15 protein-coding genes are annotated in these 14,802 nt (G+C 63.5%); 11 read left to right on the top strand and 4 right to left on the bottom strand.

What is annotated here, in order from left to right; translation table 11 throughout:
- The first annotated feature begins 80 nt into the window (after positions 1-80).
- A complete protein-coding gene (locus tag MESAU_RS08075; protein WP_015315570.1) occupies positions 81-983 on the top strand; it encodes a DMT family transporter in 903 nt (300 codons plus the stop codon).
- On the opposite strand, the gene MESAU_RS08070 is transcribed toward MESAU_RS08075, so the two are convergent.
- Positions 953-1,804, bottom strand: coding sequence for a YihY/virulence factor BrkB family protein (locus MESAU_RS08070; RefSeq protein WP_015315569.1), 852 nt, complete (start codon positions 1,802-1,804; stop codon positions 953-955). The two genes, MESAU_RS08075 and MESAU_RS08070, sit on opposite strands and share 31 nt — an antisense overlap.
- 58 nt (positions 1,805-1,862) lie before the next feature.
- On the opposite strand from MESAU_RS08070, the gene MESAU_RS08065 reads away from it, so the two are divergent.
- The 7 genes from MESAU_RS08065 to MESAU_RS08035 all read left to right on the top strand — a co-directional run bounded on the left by MESAU_RS08065 (position 1,863) and on the right by MESAU_RS08035 (position 7,401).
- Positions 1,863-2,729 (top strand): SDR family oxidoreductase, encoded by an 867-nt coding sequence (locus tag MESAU_RS08065; protein WP_083882969.1) that lies wholly within the window; start codon positions 1,863-1,865, stop codon positions 2,727-2,729.
- A gap of 26 nt (positions 2,730-2,755) precedes the next feature.
- Positions 2,756-2,947 carry a twin transmembrane helix small protein gene (locus MESAU_RS08060; RefSeq protein ID WP_015315567.1) on the top strand — a complete coding sequence of 64 codons (192 nt, stop codon included), beginning with the start codon at positions 2,756-2,758 and terminating at the stop codon, positions 2,945-2,947.
- Positions 2,948-2,965: 18 nt separating this feature from the next.
- Positions 2,966-3,547 (top strand): cob(I)yrinic acid a,c-diamide adenosyltransferase, encoded by a 582-nt coding sequence (locus tag MESAU_RS08055; protein ID WP_015315566.1) that lies wholly within the window; start codon positions 2,966-2,968, stop codon positions 3,545-3,547.
- Positions 3,548-3,578: 31 nt separating this feature from the next.
- Positions 3,579-4,379 carry a rhomboid family intramembrane serine protease gene (locus MESAU_RS08050; protein WP_015315565.1) on the top strand — a complete coding sequence of 267 codons (801 nt, stop codon included), beginning with the start codon at positions 3,579-3,581 and terminating at the stop codon, positions 4,377-4,379.
- A gap of 233 nt (positions 4,380-4,612) precedes the next feature.
- Positions 4,613-5,362 (top strand): electron transfer flavoprotein subunit beta/FixA family protein, encoded by a 750-nt coding sequence (locus tag MESAU_RS08045; RefSeq protein WP_015315564.1) that lies wholly within the window; start codon positions 4,613-4,615, stop codon positions 5,360-5,362.
- A gap of 20 nt (positions 5,363-5,382) precedes the next feature.
- Positions 5,383-6,312 (top strand): electron transfer flavoprotein subunit alpha/FixB family protein, encoded by a 930-nt coding sequence (locus MESAU_RS08040; RefSeq protein WP_015315563.1) that lies wholly within the window; start codon positions 5,383-5,385, stop codon positions 6,310-6,312.
- 210 nt (positions 6,313-6,522) lie between these two features.
- Entirely contained in the window at positions 6,523-7,401 is an 879-nt protein-coding gene (locus tag MESAU_RS08035) for a 3-hydroxybutyryl-CoA dehydrogenase (RefSeq protein ID WP_015315562.1), read from the top strand.
- 12 nt (positions 7,402-7,413) lie between these two features.
- Here MESAU_RS08035 and MESAU_RS08030 read toward each other — a convergent pair whose 3' ends face one another.
- From MESAU_RS08030 to MESAU_RS08020, 3 genes are all read right to left on the bottom strand, one after another.
- On the bottom strand, positions 7,414-9,396 hold the full coding sequence (locus tag MESAU_RS08030; RefSeq protein WP_015315561.1) for a PAS domain S-box protein: 1,983 nt from the start codon (positions 9,394-9,396) through the stop codon (positions 7,414-7,416).
- A 164-nt stretch (positions 9,397-9,560) separates the two neighbouring features.
- Entirely contained in the window at positions 9,561-10,199 is a 639-nt protein-coding gene (locus MESAU_RS08025) for an NrsF family protein (protein ID WP_015315560.1), read from the bottom strand.
- Between the two features lies 1 nt (position 10,200).
- Complete coding sequence (locus MESAU_RS08020; RefSeq protein WP_015315559.1) at positions 10,201-10,752, bottom strand: sigma-70 family RNA polymerase sigma factor; 552 nt, start codon at positions 10,750-10,752, stop codon at positions 10,201-10,203.
- A gap of 443 nt (positions 10,753-11,195) precedes the next feature.
- Here MESAU_RS08020 and MESAU_RS08015 point away from each other — a divergent pair, with 443 nt between their 5' ends.
- The 3 genes from MESAU_RS08015 to MESAU_RS08005 all read left to right on the top strand — a co-directional run bounded on the left by MESAU_RS08015 (position 11,196) and on the right by MESAU_RS08005 (position 14,736).
- A complete protein-coding gene (locus tag MESAU_RS08015; protein ID WP_015315557.1) occupies positions 11,196-12,245 on the top strand; it encodes a hypothetical protein in 1,050 nt (349 codons plus the stop codon).
- Between the two features lie 9 nt (positions 12,246-12,254).
- Positions 12,255-13,607 carry a hypothetical protein gene (locus MESAU_RS29575; RefSeq protein ID WP_015315556.1) on the top strand — a complete coding sequence of 451 codons (1,353 nt, stop codon included), beginning with the start codon at positions 12,255-12,257 and terminating at the stop codon, positions 13,605-13,607.
- Between the two features lie 121 nt (positions 13,608-13,728).
- A complete protein-coding gene (locus MESAU_RS08005) occupies positions 13,729-14,736 on the top strand; it encodes an iron ABC transporter substrate-binding protein (RefSeq protein WP_015315555.1) in 1,008 nt (335 codons plus the stop codon).
- Positions 14,737-14,802 lie beyond the last annotated feature (66 nt).

The following is a 14,802-nucleotide window of genomic DNA, read 5'->3' as shown; positions in this document are numbered from 1 at the left end:
TCGTTTCGTTTTGCGCGCGGGGTTGAACAGGACTAGAGCATCCTCACGGTCAATTCTCACCAGCGCGGCGATCCCGGAAAATGTCCAGCATCAAGCGGTTCATCCCCGCCACCTTCGTTGTCCTGTGGGCGACCGGCTTCATCGGCGCGCGTTACGCCATGCCATGGGCGGAGCCGTTCACCTTCCTCGCCGCGCGTTTTGTGCTCGCCGCCATCCTGCTGGCCGTGCTGATGCTGGTGCTGGGCTCGAAACGAGCCACCCGCGAGGAGGCGCTGCATGCCACCGGCGCCGGCGTGCTGATGCATGGCATCTATCTCGGCGCCGTCTTCTGGGCCATCCATCGAGGCATGCCGGCCGGCTTTTCGGCCCTGATCGTCGGCCTGCAGCCGCTGATCACCGCAGTGCTTGCCGGCAAGGTTCTGGGCGAGGCCATCCTGCCGCGCCACTGGCTTGGCCTCGCTATCGGGCTGGTCGGCATCGTCATCGTGCTGTGGCCGAAACTCGGGGCGCTCGGTGGCGGCGTGACGGCGGCGACGCTGGCCGCCTCGCTGGTCTCGGTGCTCGGCATGAGCGCCGGCACGATCTGGCAAAAGCGTTTTGCGTCCGGAGGCGACCTCGTGGCGGCCACCATGTGGCAATATGTCGGCGGCGCTTCGCTGATGATCCTGGCTTCGCTTGCCTTCGAAACCCAAACCGTCGTCATCAATGGCGAATTGGTCTTCGCCATGGCCTGGCTGCTGCTGGTGCTGTCGCTCGGCGCCATCTTTCTCCTGATGGTGATGATCCGCGACGGCGAGATGTCGAAAGTGGCCTCGTTGTTCTACCTGGTGCCGGCGGTGACGGCCGTCATCGCCTGGGCCTTGTTCAACGAGCAGCTCAACGCGCTGCAGATCGTCGGCATGGCCATCACCACTTTCGGCGTGGGCCTGGCAACCGCCCGAACAGGCAAACTTCAGCCGACCCGGGCACGCGCCTCTAGATAACGGCTGATCGCGGCGTTGAGCTCGCCGCCGAGGATGAAGATCGCCGAGACGATGTAGAGGAAGACCACCGCGATCATGATCGAGGCGAGACCGGCATAGGTCGTCACATAGGACGAGAAATGGTCGAGATAGGTGGCGAACATGGTCGAGCCGATAAGCCATGCGGCCAGTGTGAAGATGATGCCCGGAATCAGCGAGACGAAACGGCGCTTGCCGGCCGGCAGCCAGTAATGGACGGCAAACAGTCCGCCGATGATGACGGTTGAGGCGATGACGTACCGCCACAGCGTGATCGTGCCCGTATAGGGTTTGATCCATTCGAAATGGGCTTCCGCCAGCCGCGCCAGCAGGGGCGCGAACACCAGCAGCACGCTTATCGCCAGGAACCCGGCGGTCGCGATCAGCACGAAAAAGATGCTTTGCACCCGGCGATAGATGATGCCGCGCGTTTCCGTGACCCGATAGGCGCGGTTGAGCGAGGTGCGCAGCGCCTCGATGCCGTTGGAGGCAAAGTAGGCGGCAAGCAGCACACCATAGGTCAACAGATCGCTGCGCCTGACGGTCAGCACGTTCAGCACCTCGTGTGCGATCGGCTTGGCGATCTGGTCCGGCCAGGTGTCAAAGACCAGGTGCACCGCTGTGTCGGCAAAGGCCTGGGCGCCAAGGAAGCTGCCCAGCGTCGTGGCGAAGATCAGGAATGGAAACAGCGCCATCAGCGAGGTGATCGCCAGATGGCTGGCCATCGCCCAGCCGTCATCGGTGTTGAAGTGGCCGAGCGCGTCGTAGAGCACGCGGCGCAGGGCGACAATGTTCCGCAGCAAGGACGCGCGCTCCCCTCGATTGTCTCGACGCCGCGAATATGGGAAATGAATGCGGCAAATGGCAACCCTTCGTCAAACCCCGAATTCTCCAGCTGCAGAGTTGCGCACCATCATCGTCACCGGCGCGTCTTCCGGCATAGGCGCCTATTGCACCCGTGCATTGAAGGCTGAGGGCTGGCGGGTGTTCGCAACGGCGCGCAAGCCGGAGGACATCGCCGCCCTCGAAGCCGACGGCATCGAGGCTTTTTACCTCGATTATAGCGAACCGGACTCCATAGCCGCCCTGGCGGCGGCGGTGCTCGATCGCACCGGCGGCAGGCTCGACGCGCTGTTCAACAACGGCGCCTACGCGCAGGCAGGCGCCGTCGAGGATCTGCCCGTTGCAGCGCTCAGGGAGCAGTTCGAGGCCAATTTCTTCGGCTGGCACGACCTGACCCGCCGCCTGGTTCCGGTGATGCGACGCCAGGGCCACGGCCGCCTCGTCCATTGCTCGTCGATCCTCGGTCTCGTGCCTGTGCGCTTCCGCGGCGCCTATTCGGCCTCCAAGCATGCCTTGGAGGCCCTGATGCTGTGCCAGCGCCAGGAACTGGCCGGCAGCGGCATCCATGTCTCGCTGATCGAGCCGGGGCCGGTGAAATCGAAGATCGCCAGCAATGGCCTGCCCTGGTTCCTCAGGAATATCGACCATGAGAATTCCGCGCATCGCGCCGACTATGCCGCGCAACTGGAGCGCATGCGCGCCGGCGGCAGCCAATCGGCGCGGAAGCCCGGGCCTGAAGTGGTCCACAAGGTGCTTCGCCATGCACTTCTGTCGCGGCGCCCACGCCCGCACTATGTGGTAACAATGTCGGCCAGGATCGGCGCCATGCTTAAACGCATCCTGCCGGCCTCGATGCTCCACCGCCTGCTCGCCAAGCGCGCCTGAACAAGCAAAGAACTGGAAACGCAAAAATGGCCACTGCCTTCAACATCCTTGCCATTCTGGTCATGGCCGCCGTGGTGGTCGTGCTGATCAGGGGGCTCATCAACATGATGCGCGGCGGCTCCGGTGTGACCTCCAACAAGCTGATGCAGGCCCGCGTCCTGCTGCAGGCCGTGGCGCTGGCGCTGATCCTGCTGGCCGTGTATTTCACCCGCAAGTGAGGCTTTTCGGGAGGCGATGTGGTCAAGCTCAACAAGATCTACACCCGCACCGGCGATGATGGCACTACGGGCCTTGGCACTGGTGAGCGGCGGCTGAAATCCGATCTCAGGGTGGACGCCTACGGCACGGTCGACGAAGCCAATGCCTGCATCGGCATGGCTCGCGTGCATACCGAACAGAGCTACCAGGCGATCGACGCCATGCTCTCGCGCATCCAGAACGATCTCTTCGACCTCGGCGCCGATCTCGCCGTGCCTGATGACGGCAAGCCGCTTGGCTACGAGCCGTTGCGCATCGTTGCCACGCAGACCGACCGTGTCGAGCACGACATCGACGTCCTCAACAAGAAGCTCCAGCCGCTGAAATCCTTCGTGCTGAACGGCGGCACGCCGGCAGCGGCGGCGCTTCATCTCGCCCGCACGGTGGCACGGCGCGCCGAGCGGCTGATGGTCGCCCTGGCTCAGGACCCGGCCGAACACGTCAACCGCGACGGGCTGAAATACATCAACCGCGTCTCGGATTTCCTGTTTGTCGCCGCCCGGGCGGTCAATGACAACGGAAATGCCGACGTGCTATGGGTTCCCGGCAAGAACCGCTGAACGGACCAGAGGCGGGAGGGGCCGGCGACCGATGTTCATCCCGCTTTACGACACCAACAGGCTGCGCCACATCAGGCTGCAATATGTGACCATCGGTCTGATTGTCGCCAACGCCGTGATCTATTGCGCCACGGCACTCGGCGGCGAGAACTTCACCAATGCCGCCGTGCTTGGCCTCGGCTTCATCCCCTCCGTCGTTCACGACACGGCCGAACTCGACCCCCGCTTTGTCATCATCCCCGAGAGCCTGAGCTATCTCACCTATTCCTTCCTGCATGCCGATATTTTTCATCTCGGTGGCAACATGCTGTTCCTTTGGGTTTTCGGCGACAATGTCGAGGACGCGCTCGGCCACATCCGCTACCTGATCTTCTATCTGCTGTGCGCCATCGCCGGAGCCGCCTTCCAGGGGCTGGTCGCCTGGGATTCGCAGGCGCCGCTGATCGGCGCGTCGGGTGCCATCGCCGGCGTGGTCGTCGCCTACCTGATCCTCTATCCCAGGGTGAAGGTGTGGGTGCTTGCCTTCGCCCGCATCCCTTTGCGCATTCCAGCCTTTATCCCGCTCATCCTGTGGGTGCTGTTCCAGATCGTCATGTTCGCGGCCGGCGGCGAGGATCAGATATCCTGGGCCTGCCACATCGGCGGCATCATTGCCGGCGCGGTTCTGGTGCTGGTCCTGCGCAGCCGCGGCGTGCCGCTGTTCGCACCCGCCGACGAGGATGCCGTGGTACCGAGCCCTGAACAGCCGCCGGTGGTCGGCGAACCAGCGGCGCCCCAAACGGCCGCCACCACGACGCGCTGGGGACGTGGAAATCCTTCTGGCCCAAACTGAACCGATTTGAGCGGCTTTCAGCGTATTGACGGCAGGGGTTGCCACAATTACGGAAACGTCTCCGCCGCGGCCCAAGGCGTTTAAGGAGCAGCCAGGGCGGGCAAAGACCAGAATTTCCATCCGGCCAGAATTCCGTCTGGCCGGAATTCAGTCGGGAATGTCGGCTTTCGACAACTCAGAAGGGGCGCAGGCTGCTATAGCGCGCCCAACTAGCGTGAAGAGGTGACAGGCAAATGAAGATCCTTGTGCCCGTGAAGCGGGTTGTGGACGCAAACGTCAAGGTGCGCGTGAAGGCTGATGGTTCGGCGGTGGAACTGGCCAACGTCAAGATGGCGATGAACCCGTTCGACGAGATCGCGGTGGAAGAGGCGATCCGGATCAAGGAAGCCGGCAAGGCCGAAGAGATCATCGTCGTGTCGATCGGCCCGCAGCAGGCGCAGGAAACCTTGCGCACCGCACTCGCCATGGGCGCCGACCGCGCCATCCTGGTCAAGACCGACGAACAGACCGAGCCGCTGGGCGTCGCCAAGGTGCTGAAGGGCGTCGTCGATGCGGAACAGCCAGGCCTTGTCATTCTCGGCAAGCAGGCGATCGACGACGATTCCAACCAGACCGGCCAGATGCTGGCGGCCCTTCTGGGATGGGCGCAGGGCACCTTCGCCTCCAAGGTCGTGCTCGAAGGCGATCATGCCAAGGTGACGCGCGAAGTCGACGGCGGCCTGCAGACGGTGGAGTTGAAGATGCCGATAATCGTCACCGCCGACCTTCGCCTTAACCAGCCGCGCTATGCCTCCCTGCCCAATATCATGAAGGCCAAGAAGAAGCCGCTCGACGAGAAGAGCCCGGCCGATTACGGCGCCGACGTCAAGCCACGCCTCAAGGTCATCAAGACCGAGGAGCCGAGCGGCCGCAAGGCGGGTGTCAAGGTCAAGAGCGTCGCCGAACTGGTCGACAAGCTCAAGAACGAAGCCGGCGTGCTCTGAGATCGGAAGGAACAGACAACATGGCAATTCTCCTCATCGCCGAACACGACAACGCCACCCTTTCCGACCAGACCGCCAAGGCGCTTTCGGCCGCCCTGCAGATCGGCTCGGACGTTCATGTGCTGGTGGCCGGCAAAGGCGCCAAGGCTGCCGCCGACGCAGCCGCCAAACTGAAGGGCGTCACCAAGGTGCTGCTCGCCGAAGCCGACGAACTCGCCGAGCGCCTGGCCGAGCCGACGGCGGCACTGATCGTCTCGCTGGCTGGCGCCTACGACACAGTCATCGCGCCGGCGACGTCGGCCGGCAAGAACATCGCGCCGCGCGTGGCGGCCCTGCTCGATGTCGCGCAGGTCTCCGAGATCATCGAAGTGGTCTCGCCCGATACCTTCAAGCGGCCGATCTATGCCGGCAACGCCATCCAGACGGTGCAGTCGAGCGACGCCAAGAAGGTCATCACCGTGCGCACCGCCTCCTTCCAGGCCGCGCCCGACGGTGGCTCGGCTTCGGTCGAGACGGTCAATGCGGCAGCCAATCCCGGCCTGTCCACCTTCGTCGAGAACAAGCTGTCGGAGACCGACCGTCCGGAGTTGACCTCGGCCAAGATCATCATCTCGGGCGGCCGCGCGCTCGGTTCCTCGGAGAAATTCCAGGAGGTCATCCTGCCGGTCGCCGACAAGCTCGGTGCCGCCGTCGGCGCCTCCCGCGCCGCCGTCGATGCCGGGTACGCGCCGAACGACTGGCAGGTCGGCCAGACCGGCAAGGTCGTCGCCCCCGATCTCTACATCGCGGTCGGCATCTCCGGCGCCATCCAGCACCTTGCCGGCATGAAGGATTCCAAGGTCATCGTCGCCATCAACAAGGACGAGGAAGCGCCGATCTTCCAGGTCGCCGATTACGGCCTCGTCGGCGACCTCTTCGTCATCCTGCCGGAGTTGCAGAAGGCGCTTTGACGCTTCCGCGCAACCGTATTAAATTGTGAGGGGTGGGGTAGACGAAGTCGCCCCACCCTTTTAGTTTGCACCGCACAATAAGCAGGCCACAAAGGCTGAGAGCAATTCCAGCGGCAGTGCGCAGCGGTTTTTTGCGCCGGGAATTGCGGGAAAACAAAGAGATGGGGCGGTTCGCGATCCAGCGAAAAACGCTCCGGACGGGATCGGGTAATGAGCAAGATCGAGACGATCGGCATCATTGGTGCGGGCCAGATGGGCGGCGGCATCGCCCACGTCTCCGCGCTTTCGGGCTATAAGGTGCTGATCTACGATATATCGCCCGACCGCATCGAGAAGGGCATTGCCACAATCAGCGGCAACATGGCCCGTCAGGTGGGGTCCGGCAAGCTCGACGAGAAGCTGCGCAATCAGGCCATGGCACGCATCGCGTCGGCACCGACGATGGCCGATCTCGCCGGCGCCGATCTGGTGATCGAAGCGGCGACCGAGGACGAAACCGTCAAGCGCAAGATCTATGCGCAGCTCTGTCCGCAGCTCAATCCCGAAGCGATCCTGGCGACCAACACCTCGTCGATTTCGATCACACGGCTAGCTGCCCAGACCGACCGGCCAGAGCGGTTCATCGGCATACATTTCATGAACCCGGTACCGCTGATGAAGCTGGTCGAACTGGTGCGCGGCATCGCCACCGAGGACCAGACCTTCGAGGCGGCCAAGACCTATGTGAAGCAGCTCGACAAGACGATCACCGTCTCGGAAGATTTCCCGGCCTTCATCGTCAACCGCATCCTTCTGCCGATGATCAACGAAGCGATCTACACGCTCTATGAGGGCGTCGGCTCGGTCGATGCCATCGACACCGCCATGCGGCTCGGCGCCAACCATCCGATGGGACCGCTGCAGCTTGCCGATTTCATCGGCCTGGATACCTGCCTGTCGATCATGCAGGTGCTGCATGACGGCCTGTCGGATTCGAAGTACCGGCCTTGCCCGCTGCTGGTCAAATATGTCGAGGCCGGCTGGCTCGGCCGCAAGACCGGGCGCGGCTTTTACGATTATCGCGGCGAGCATCCCGTTCCGACGCGCTGACGTGATTGCCGCTCACGAGGCCGCGGCGAGTGGCTTGGGCGGTTCTGACCTGTCATCGTCGCTGACCTTGCCGTCCGGCGCCACCGAAACGCATCCCCGGCCGGCGGCCTTGGCTGCATAGCAAGCGGCGTCGGCCCTTGCGATGATCTCGTCGACTTCGCCGCAATTGGCGCAGATCGCGGTCAACCCGATGCTGGCGCCGATCCCGTGCGGCCGGCCATCCCAGGTGAAGTTCAGGCCCGCTATCGCATCGATGATGGAACGCGCCGCGATCCTCGCGTCGGTGGTGGAAGCCGATTTCAGGATCACGGCGAATTCGTCGCCACCCAGACGCGCGACGATGTCTTCAGGACCAAGCACGCCGCGCACGGCGTCAGCGACCCGCTTCAGCAGGGCGTCTCCGGCAGCGTGACCTCCCGTGTCGTTGACCAGCTTGAAGTGGTCGAGGTCGATGAACATGAACTGATGGCGGCCCCCTGTCGTCGTGCCGTCCTTGCGCGCCTGATCGACCATCCCCTCCATGGCGCGGATGAAGCTCGAGCGGTTGGCAAGGCCCGTCAGTGCGTCGTGCGCGGCGGCATGGGCAAGCTGTCGCTGCAGGGCACGCGCATCGGTGAAGTCCTGGAAGACGATCACCAGACCGCAGAATTCGTTGCGTTCGTTGAGGATCGGCGACACGACCTGGCGGATGCTGCAGCGCGTGTCGTCGCGGCGGATGAGGACCGCGCGGCTGTTCTGGTCGGAGCGCGCCTCTTCGCCTGTCACCGGCCGCGTCATCCCGATCCTGTGGCCGGTCTCCTCGTCGACTGCCCAGTAGACATGGCTCAGCGTCTTGCCCAGCGCATCGTCACTGGAAACGCCGGTCAACTTTTCGGCCACCGGGTTCATGAAAGTGACGCGGTTCGCGGCATCGGTGCAGATGACGGCATCCCCGATCGATTGCAGCGTCACCCTCAGCCGCTCCTTCTCGTCGGCCAGCATCGCCGCCGAGACGATGAGCCGTTCTTCGGCCTGCTTTCGCCGGGTGATGTCCATCAAGCTGCCGATCGCTCTGACCAGGTGTCCGTCCGCATCGCGCTCGATGGCCTTGCCGCGGTCGAGGATCCAGATCCAGCGGCCGTCCTTGTGGCGCATGCGGAACTCGGCTTCGAAAAATTCCGTCTCGCCGGCGAGATGGGCGCGATCGGCCTCCGCGACCGTGGCGCGATCGTCTGGATGGATCATCGTCAGCCAGCGATCGGGGTCGCCATCGAGCTCGCCATCCCCGTAGCCCAGCATCTTGACCCAGGTGGAGGAATAGGTGGTGCCCCCCTTGCGCATGTCGAAATCCCAGACACCTTGACCGGCGCCGGCCAGCGCGAAGTTCCAGCGCGTTTCGGCCTCTGTGATGCGCGCCTCGGCCTGTTTGCGCGCGTCGATGTCCTCGATCTGCGAGACGAGATAGAGCGGCCGGCCGCTTTTCTCGTCGCGAATTACCGAGCCGGCAAGATGAGCCCAGACCGGTGTGCCGTCCTTCTTGAGATAACGCTTCTCGAAGTGGAAGGCATCGACGGTGCCCGCCTTCAGGCCGGCCATCGTTTCGCTTCCGATCTGCACATCGTCGGGATGCGTGAGCTGGAAGAAGGTCAGCGCCTCGATCTCGTCGCGGCTGTAGCCAAGCATGGCGGCAAAGGCCGGATTGGTCTGGAGAATACGCCCGTCGAGACCGACGATAGCGATGCCGATCGCCGAGTCCTCCATGGCCCGGCGGAACCGCTGCTCGCTGTCCGTGATCTGCCGTCGATCCTCCGAGATTCGACCGATGAACAGATAGGCCGCGAAAAGCGCGCAGACCGTCACAGCGACCGATATTTGGAGGCAAAGTCTGAGGGCTTGTGCGCCAAGGTCCAGCCCTGACAGCACAAGCGAGGCGGCCACTACGGCCAGACCGGCCACAAGCAGCGCCAGAGCTGCATGCTTGTGCCGTCCCGGCCCGATGATACCTCGCAATGTCACGATTCGTGCCACCCCCGTGGGCAATCGCTTTTTCCCGTTAAAAACCTGAAGGATCGATTTTAAGGAAAGGTTGCGCCCAGGGCATAGGCGACATGGAAAACCGGCAAACAATTGCCGGCATGATTAAGGATCGGTATTCACGGGGTGTAGGCGTGGGTATCCTGCTACCAGCGCACGAAAAACCGCCCGCCGAGCGCACCAAGCAAAGCGAGAGCCGCGATGGCGATCGTGTACCAGGTGGCAACGAAAAGCGGCGAATCGTCGAAGCAGTGCGCCGCATAGAAAGTCGCCGCCAGCCCGCCGGCAAGCAGCCCCGCGACCGCGCCGGCAAGCACCGGCCGTGTCGGCGCGCCATAGCGCAGCATCCACAGGAAGATGGCCAGCGGGCCGATGCCGATCAGCGGGATGAAGCCCATGCAGATCATCATGTTCGAGCCGATCATACGCGTGCTCCACAGGGCCTGCGGCACCATGAAGAGCTCCAGCACCACGGCCACCGCGACCAGCAGCGGCGCCGCGATCATCGCCGCCATAGCCCGGCCTGTCGCCGCGCCCGGCGTCGACAGGGCACGGATCAGGGCAAAGGCGCTGATGGCGAGCACGATGGTGAAAACGAATTTGGACAGGAAACGCACCGTGTGCGCGGCCACCATGAAATCGGGGCGCGGCCCGATCGTCATCATGAAGACAGCGGCCGCGACCAAGGCGGCCGCGCCAGCCGCCAGCCACCAGGCCGAGCGCAATGGCATCGCCTTGCTGCGGGCATCGGCGTCGAGCGCCTTGATGAGATCGTCGGTCTTCATGTCATTCCCGCCCGAACCGCCCCTGCCCGAATCGCCTGGCTATGGCGGTAAGTCCCCGGTGCAGCGACACCCGCACCGCCGTCTCGCTGATGCCGAACTTAGCCGCCGTCTCGCCGATCGAGCGGCCCTCCACGGATACTGCTGAAACCACCGAACGCTGTGCCGGCGGCAGCCCGTCGAGCGCCCGGTTGATGTCCCGCTCGCTGACGGTTTCCGTTTCGGGCTCGGCGAACGTCTCGGCGATGTCGTCGACATCGATCTCGATGCGCCGTCCGCGCCGCCGGAACGCATCGATCAGCTTGAAACGGGCAATCGCATAGACCCAGGGCAGCACCGGCGCGTCCTGGCGCCAGGTGTGCCGTTTCACATGAATGGCCAGCAAGGTTTCCTGCACGACATCCTCGGGATCGACCCCGCCCTGCACGATCTTGCGCCTGACGAAACCGCGCACCAGCGCGGCAATCCGGTGCAGAAAGTCGGCATAGGCCTTTTCATCCCCCGCGATCGCGGCCCGCATCAGCCGGGAAAGCTCGGCCTCGTCCTTGCCGCTCACAAGAGTTCACTCCCCGATCTTCGCGCCTCGGCACTGATTTGTTACGTGGCCGGCGAAATAATGTCCAAGCCAAACTACGGGCAAATCACGAAAGTTTGCGGGATGGCTCGCTAAATTCCCGGACGGGTTCTCTGGTTCCCAGCTCATGCGTGAGGAGCGGCGCGGGATCAACCTTTGATTGACGTAAGGTAAACCCTTCTGTAGCGTCAAGGGATCGGAGGGCGGCCGAAATGGATTTCATTGAACGCATTTTTGGATTTTCTCCCGACAATGGCTCGGGAACTTTCGAGAGCAGCCTTGTCATTGCGGCCATAGTCCTTGTCGCCGCCGTCTACTTCTACAGAAGACAGGGATCACTGAAGAAATAGCCTCTGGACAACCGGCGGAGACAGGTCCGCCAGGAAAACATTACCGTTGCGTCCTCTCAGCGTGGGAAACACGACATGGCAGGATCTCTGGTCAACCACATCAGAACCGCGGCCTTGCTGTTGTTCGCCGCCGAATTCTGGAAGCGTCTGGCCGCCGGGCTGAAGGTGCTGTTTGCCACGATATGCAGGCTGCTGTGCCGGCTGGCCAAGGACCAGCGGCTGCCCAGCCCGGCGCAGAATGACTGCTGCATCCAGCTACCGCCCGACATCTACAAGCGCGCCGATCCTCTTCTATACGCCCAGTATTATCTGATGGCGCAGGGGCTCGCGGTCACCTGGGACAATCCCGACATCGACATTTTCGACGGCACCTTGCCGGTCAGCGGCGCGCTTCAGCCAGCACATGCATATCGCGTTCGCGTGCGCGTCTGGAACGGGTCCTATGACGCCCCAGCGGTGGGCGTCGGGGTGGCACTGTCCTACCTGTCATTCGGCGCCCAGACCATTTCCCGTCCGATCGCCAACGTCGCCATAAATCTCGGAGCCAAGGGCACGATCGATTGCCCTGCCTATGCCGAGTTCAGTTGGACCACGCCCGCCACCGGCGGCCACTACTGCCTTCAAGCACAGCTTTCCTGGGGCGATGACGCCAACCCCAGCAACAACCTTGGCCAGAAGAACGTCAACATTGCCGAGATGCGCTCACCGGCGAAGTTCGTCTTCAGCGTGCGCAACGAGGCCTCGGTCGTCCGGCGTTTCCAGATCGAGGCGGACTGCTACGCTCTGCCGAAGCTGCGGCCATGTATCCCGCCACGCGGCCAGGGTCGAGACGAGCGCACGGACACCCCACAGCCGCGGCTCGCCGAAAGCAAGGCGCGCTGGGCCGAGGCCCTCGAGGAACAGGCGTATGGCCGGTTTCCCGTGCCGGACGACTGGTCGGTCAGGATCGTCCCAAGAACGCTTTTGCTGCAGCCGCGCCAGCTGACCGAGATCGCTGTCGAAATCGAACCGAAGGACACCGCGTTCCGCGGCTCAAAGACCTTCAACGTCCACGTCTTCACGATCGGCGAGAGTGGATCGCGCACCATGACCGGCGGCGTGACGCTCACCGCCACGAAAGGCTGAGGCGCTCCGATGGCTTACAAGCACTATACGAGCTGCTTTCTCTATCCGGTCGGTGGCAAGCCCTACAACGAGGACGATCGGCTGGCTTTCCTCGCCGGCCAGGCGCTGCAGATCATCGTGATCACCGGGTTGGCGGCCGCCTTCGGCCTGCTGCTGGGGCCGGTCGGTGCGGCACTTGCCGCGGCAATCGCATTTCTGGCGTCCGCCACCGCGACGATCGACAAGGCCGCCGGGGAATGGCTCAACCACCGCCTGGTCTGCCTCGACAAGGACAATCCGAAATGCGCCGTCGGCATCGTCTCCTACAATCCGTTCCGCAGCGATCTCGGCGCCTTCGACAACGACCAGTATTTCGACGTCATACTGATGCCGCATCCGACGACGGAAATTCTCAACGCCGAGACCAACGAGGCGGCCTTGGCGGCGGCCAATCGCTACAATGCCGACGGCACCGTCGCGGCGGAATTCGCCGCCAGCGTCGCGGCCCATCCGGCCAACGATATTCTCAATGACGGCTTTCAGGGTCATGAGCTGCTGTTGCCGCGCGACGACCTGAAGACGGATCTGGGCTACGCACCGGCCGACGATCATGCCCGCTGGGGCCTGCACTGCGAGGCCGAGGGCGACTTCTGGATCAAGATGCGCCAATGGGCGCCGGCCATCGTCATCCTGCTGACGGCGGCCCTGGTCGTCACGGTGGCCGCGGCGGCTGCCGGCGCCAGTGCCGGAGCGGCTGTCGGCTGCGCCATAGGATCGTTCTTCCTGGGTGCGCTGGGCTGCGCCATCGGCTCGTTCCTGGGAGGATTGCTCGGAGCGGCCATTGGCGGCGCCATCGGCGGAGCGGCATCCTATTTCGGCGGGGTCAAGCCGGTCCTGCAGGGATTGTTCAACTGGAACCCCGGCAATGTCGAGGACGCCAATGTCGGCGACAAGGCGCTCGGTCCCATCAGGATGGGCGATCATGTCGCCGTCCTCGGCGAACATGTCTATGACGGCTACCACAAGGGCTGGCACGAGTTTCATCCGCTGATGGCGGTGGTCAAATTCGATGCGGCCGCCAGTGTCGACGCGAAACACTATCTGCAGTGGGATCCGGACTTTGCCGACACGGGCACGGTTCCGCCCAAACCGCCGGGCGAGACCACCGACCTGACCGCGCAGGATATCCGTGACGGGCTTGGCAGCGCAGCGTTCCGGGCGCGCTGCGACAATCTGCGCAGGACCTGGTGCGCCATGCTGAACGAAGCGTTCGATCCCGAGACCAAACGAACACAGCAGGGGCTGGACCAGCGGTGGACCATTCATCCGATGGTCGATGGCTGCATCCCGCAGGAGCAGCCACCAGCCCCGCATCTCGGGTGATGCCATCGGCGTCCGACACGCGAAACCGTGATGATGCCCGTCGTCTTTCAATCTTGACTAGTGCATTCATGAATTGGTACTCGGACGCACCCCAGTGCGGGACAACCCGAGGAGTACCCTTATGAAATCCCCCCTTCTTGCCCTTGCCAGCGTAGCCGCGCTTGCAATCAGCCTCGCCGCTGGTCCGGCGACGGCCGAAGATGCCGGCATCGTCGTCTATAACGCCCAGCATGAAAGCCTGGCGAAGGAATGGGCGGAAGGGTTCACCAAGGAGACGGGGATAAAGGTCACCTTGCGCAACGGCGGTGACAGCGACTTCTCCAACCAGATCGTCGCCGAAGGCGCCGCCTCGCCCGCCGACGTGTTCCTGACGGAAAATTCGCCGGCCATGGTGCTGGTCGAAAATGCCGGCCTGTTCGCGCCGGTCGACGCCGATACGCTGGCTCAAGTCCCGCAAGACTATCAGGCCACCAGCGGCAAATGGGTGGGCGTGGCCGCGCGCAGCACCGTGTTTGCTTATAACACCACCAAGCTCAAGGCAGACCAGCTGCCCAAGTCGATGCTCGATCTCGCCGACCCGAGCTGGAAGGGCCGCTGGGCGGCTTCGCCTTCCGGCGCCGATTTCCAGGCCATCGTGAGCGCTTTGCTGCAGCTCAAGGGCGAGCCCGCCACGGCCGACTGGCTGAAGGCGATGAAGGAGAACTTCACCGCCTACAAGGGCAACAGCACCGTGATGAAGGCGGTCAATGCCGGTGAGATCGAAGGCGGCGTGATCTACCACTACTACTACTTTGGCGATCAGGCCAAAACCGGCGAAAACTCCAAGAACGTCGCGCTGCACTATTTCAAGAACCAGGATCCGGGCGCTTTCGTATCGGTTTCCGGCGGCGGCGTGCTGGCCTCGAGCAAGCATCCCAAGGAAGCCCAGGCCTTCCTGAAATGGGTGACCGGCAAGAACGGCCAGGACGTGCTGAAGAACGGAACCTCCTTCGAATACGCGGTCGGCAAGGGCGCGCAGTCCAATCCGAAGCTGGTGCCACTGGCCGACCTGCAGGCGCCGAAGGTCGATGCCACGACGCTGAACTCCAGGAAGGTCACCGACCTGATGACGGCAGCCGGCTTGCTTTAGTTGCCGTTCTTCCTAATAAGGACGTCAGATCGTGCTCCCGCGGGAATTCACCTTTCGCGGGAGCGT

It is taken from the genome of Mesorhizobium australicum WSM2073 (assembly GCF_000230995.2).
Taxonomy (GTDB): domain Bacteria; phylum Pseudomonadota; class Alphaproteobacteria; order Rhizobiales; family Rhizobiaceae; genus Mesorhizobium; species Mesorhizobium australicum.
The sequence above is the reverse complement of the archived record's forward strand: the minus strand, read 5'-3'. Positions and strand labels throughout refer to the sequence as shown.

Excerpts from the sequence above, each read along its gene's own strand:
- MESAU_RS08075 (WP_015315570.1), top strand. The coding sequence starts at position 81 with ATGTCCAGCATCAAGCGGTTCATCCCCGCCACCTTCGTTGTCCTGTGG.
- MESAU_RS08035 (WP_015315562.1), top strand. The coding sequence starts at position 6,523 with ATGAGCAAGATCGAGACGATCGGCATCATTGGTGCGGGCCAGATGGGC.
- MESAU_RS08065 (WP_083882969.1), top strand. The coding sequence starts at position 1,863 with ATGGCAACCCTTCGTCAAACCCCGAATTCTCCAGCTGCAGAGTTGCGC.
- MESAU_RS08045 (WP_015315564.1), top strand. The coding sequence starts at position 4,613 with ATGAAGATCCTTGTGCCCGTGAAGCGGGTTGTGGACGCAAACGTCAAG.
- MESAU_RS08025 (WP_015315560.1), bottom strand. The coding sequence starts at position 10,199 with ATGAAGACCGACGATCTCATCAAGGCGCTCGACGCCGATGCCCGCAGC.
- MESAU_RS08060 (WP_015315567.1), top strand. The coding sequence starts at position 2,756 with ATGGCCACTGCCTTCAACATCCTTGCCATTCTGGTCATGGCCGCCGTG.
- MESAU_RS08005 (WP_015315555.1), top strand. The coding sequence starts at position 13,729 with ATGAAATCCCCCCTTCTTGCCCTTGCCAGCGTAGCCGCGCTTGCAATC.
- MESAU_RS08050 (WP_015315565.1), top strand. The coding sequence starts at position 3,579 with ATGTTCATCCCGCTTTACGACACCAACAGGCTGCGCCACATCAGGCTG.
- MESAU_RS29575 (WP_015315556.1), top strand. The coding sequence starts at position 12,255 with ATGGCTTACAAGCACTATACGAGCTGCTTTCTCTATCCGGTCGGTGGC.
- MESAU_RS08015 (WP_015315557.1), top strand. The coding sequence starts at position 11,196 with ATGGCAGGATCTCTGGTCAACCACATCAGAACCGCGGCCTTGCTGTTG.
- MESAU_RS08040 (WP_015315563.1), top strand. The coding sequence starts at position 5,383 with ATGGCAATTCTCCTCATCGCCGAACACGACAACGCCACCCTTTCCGAC.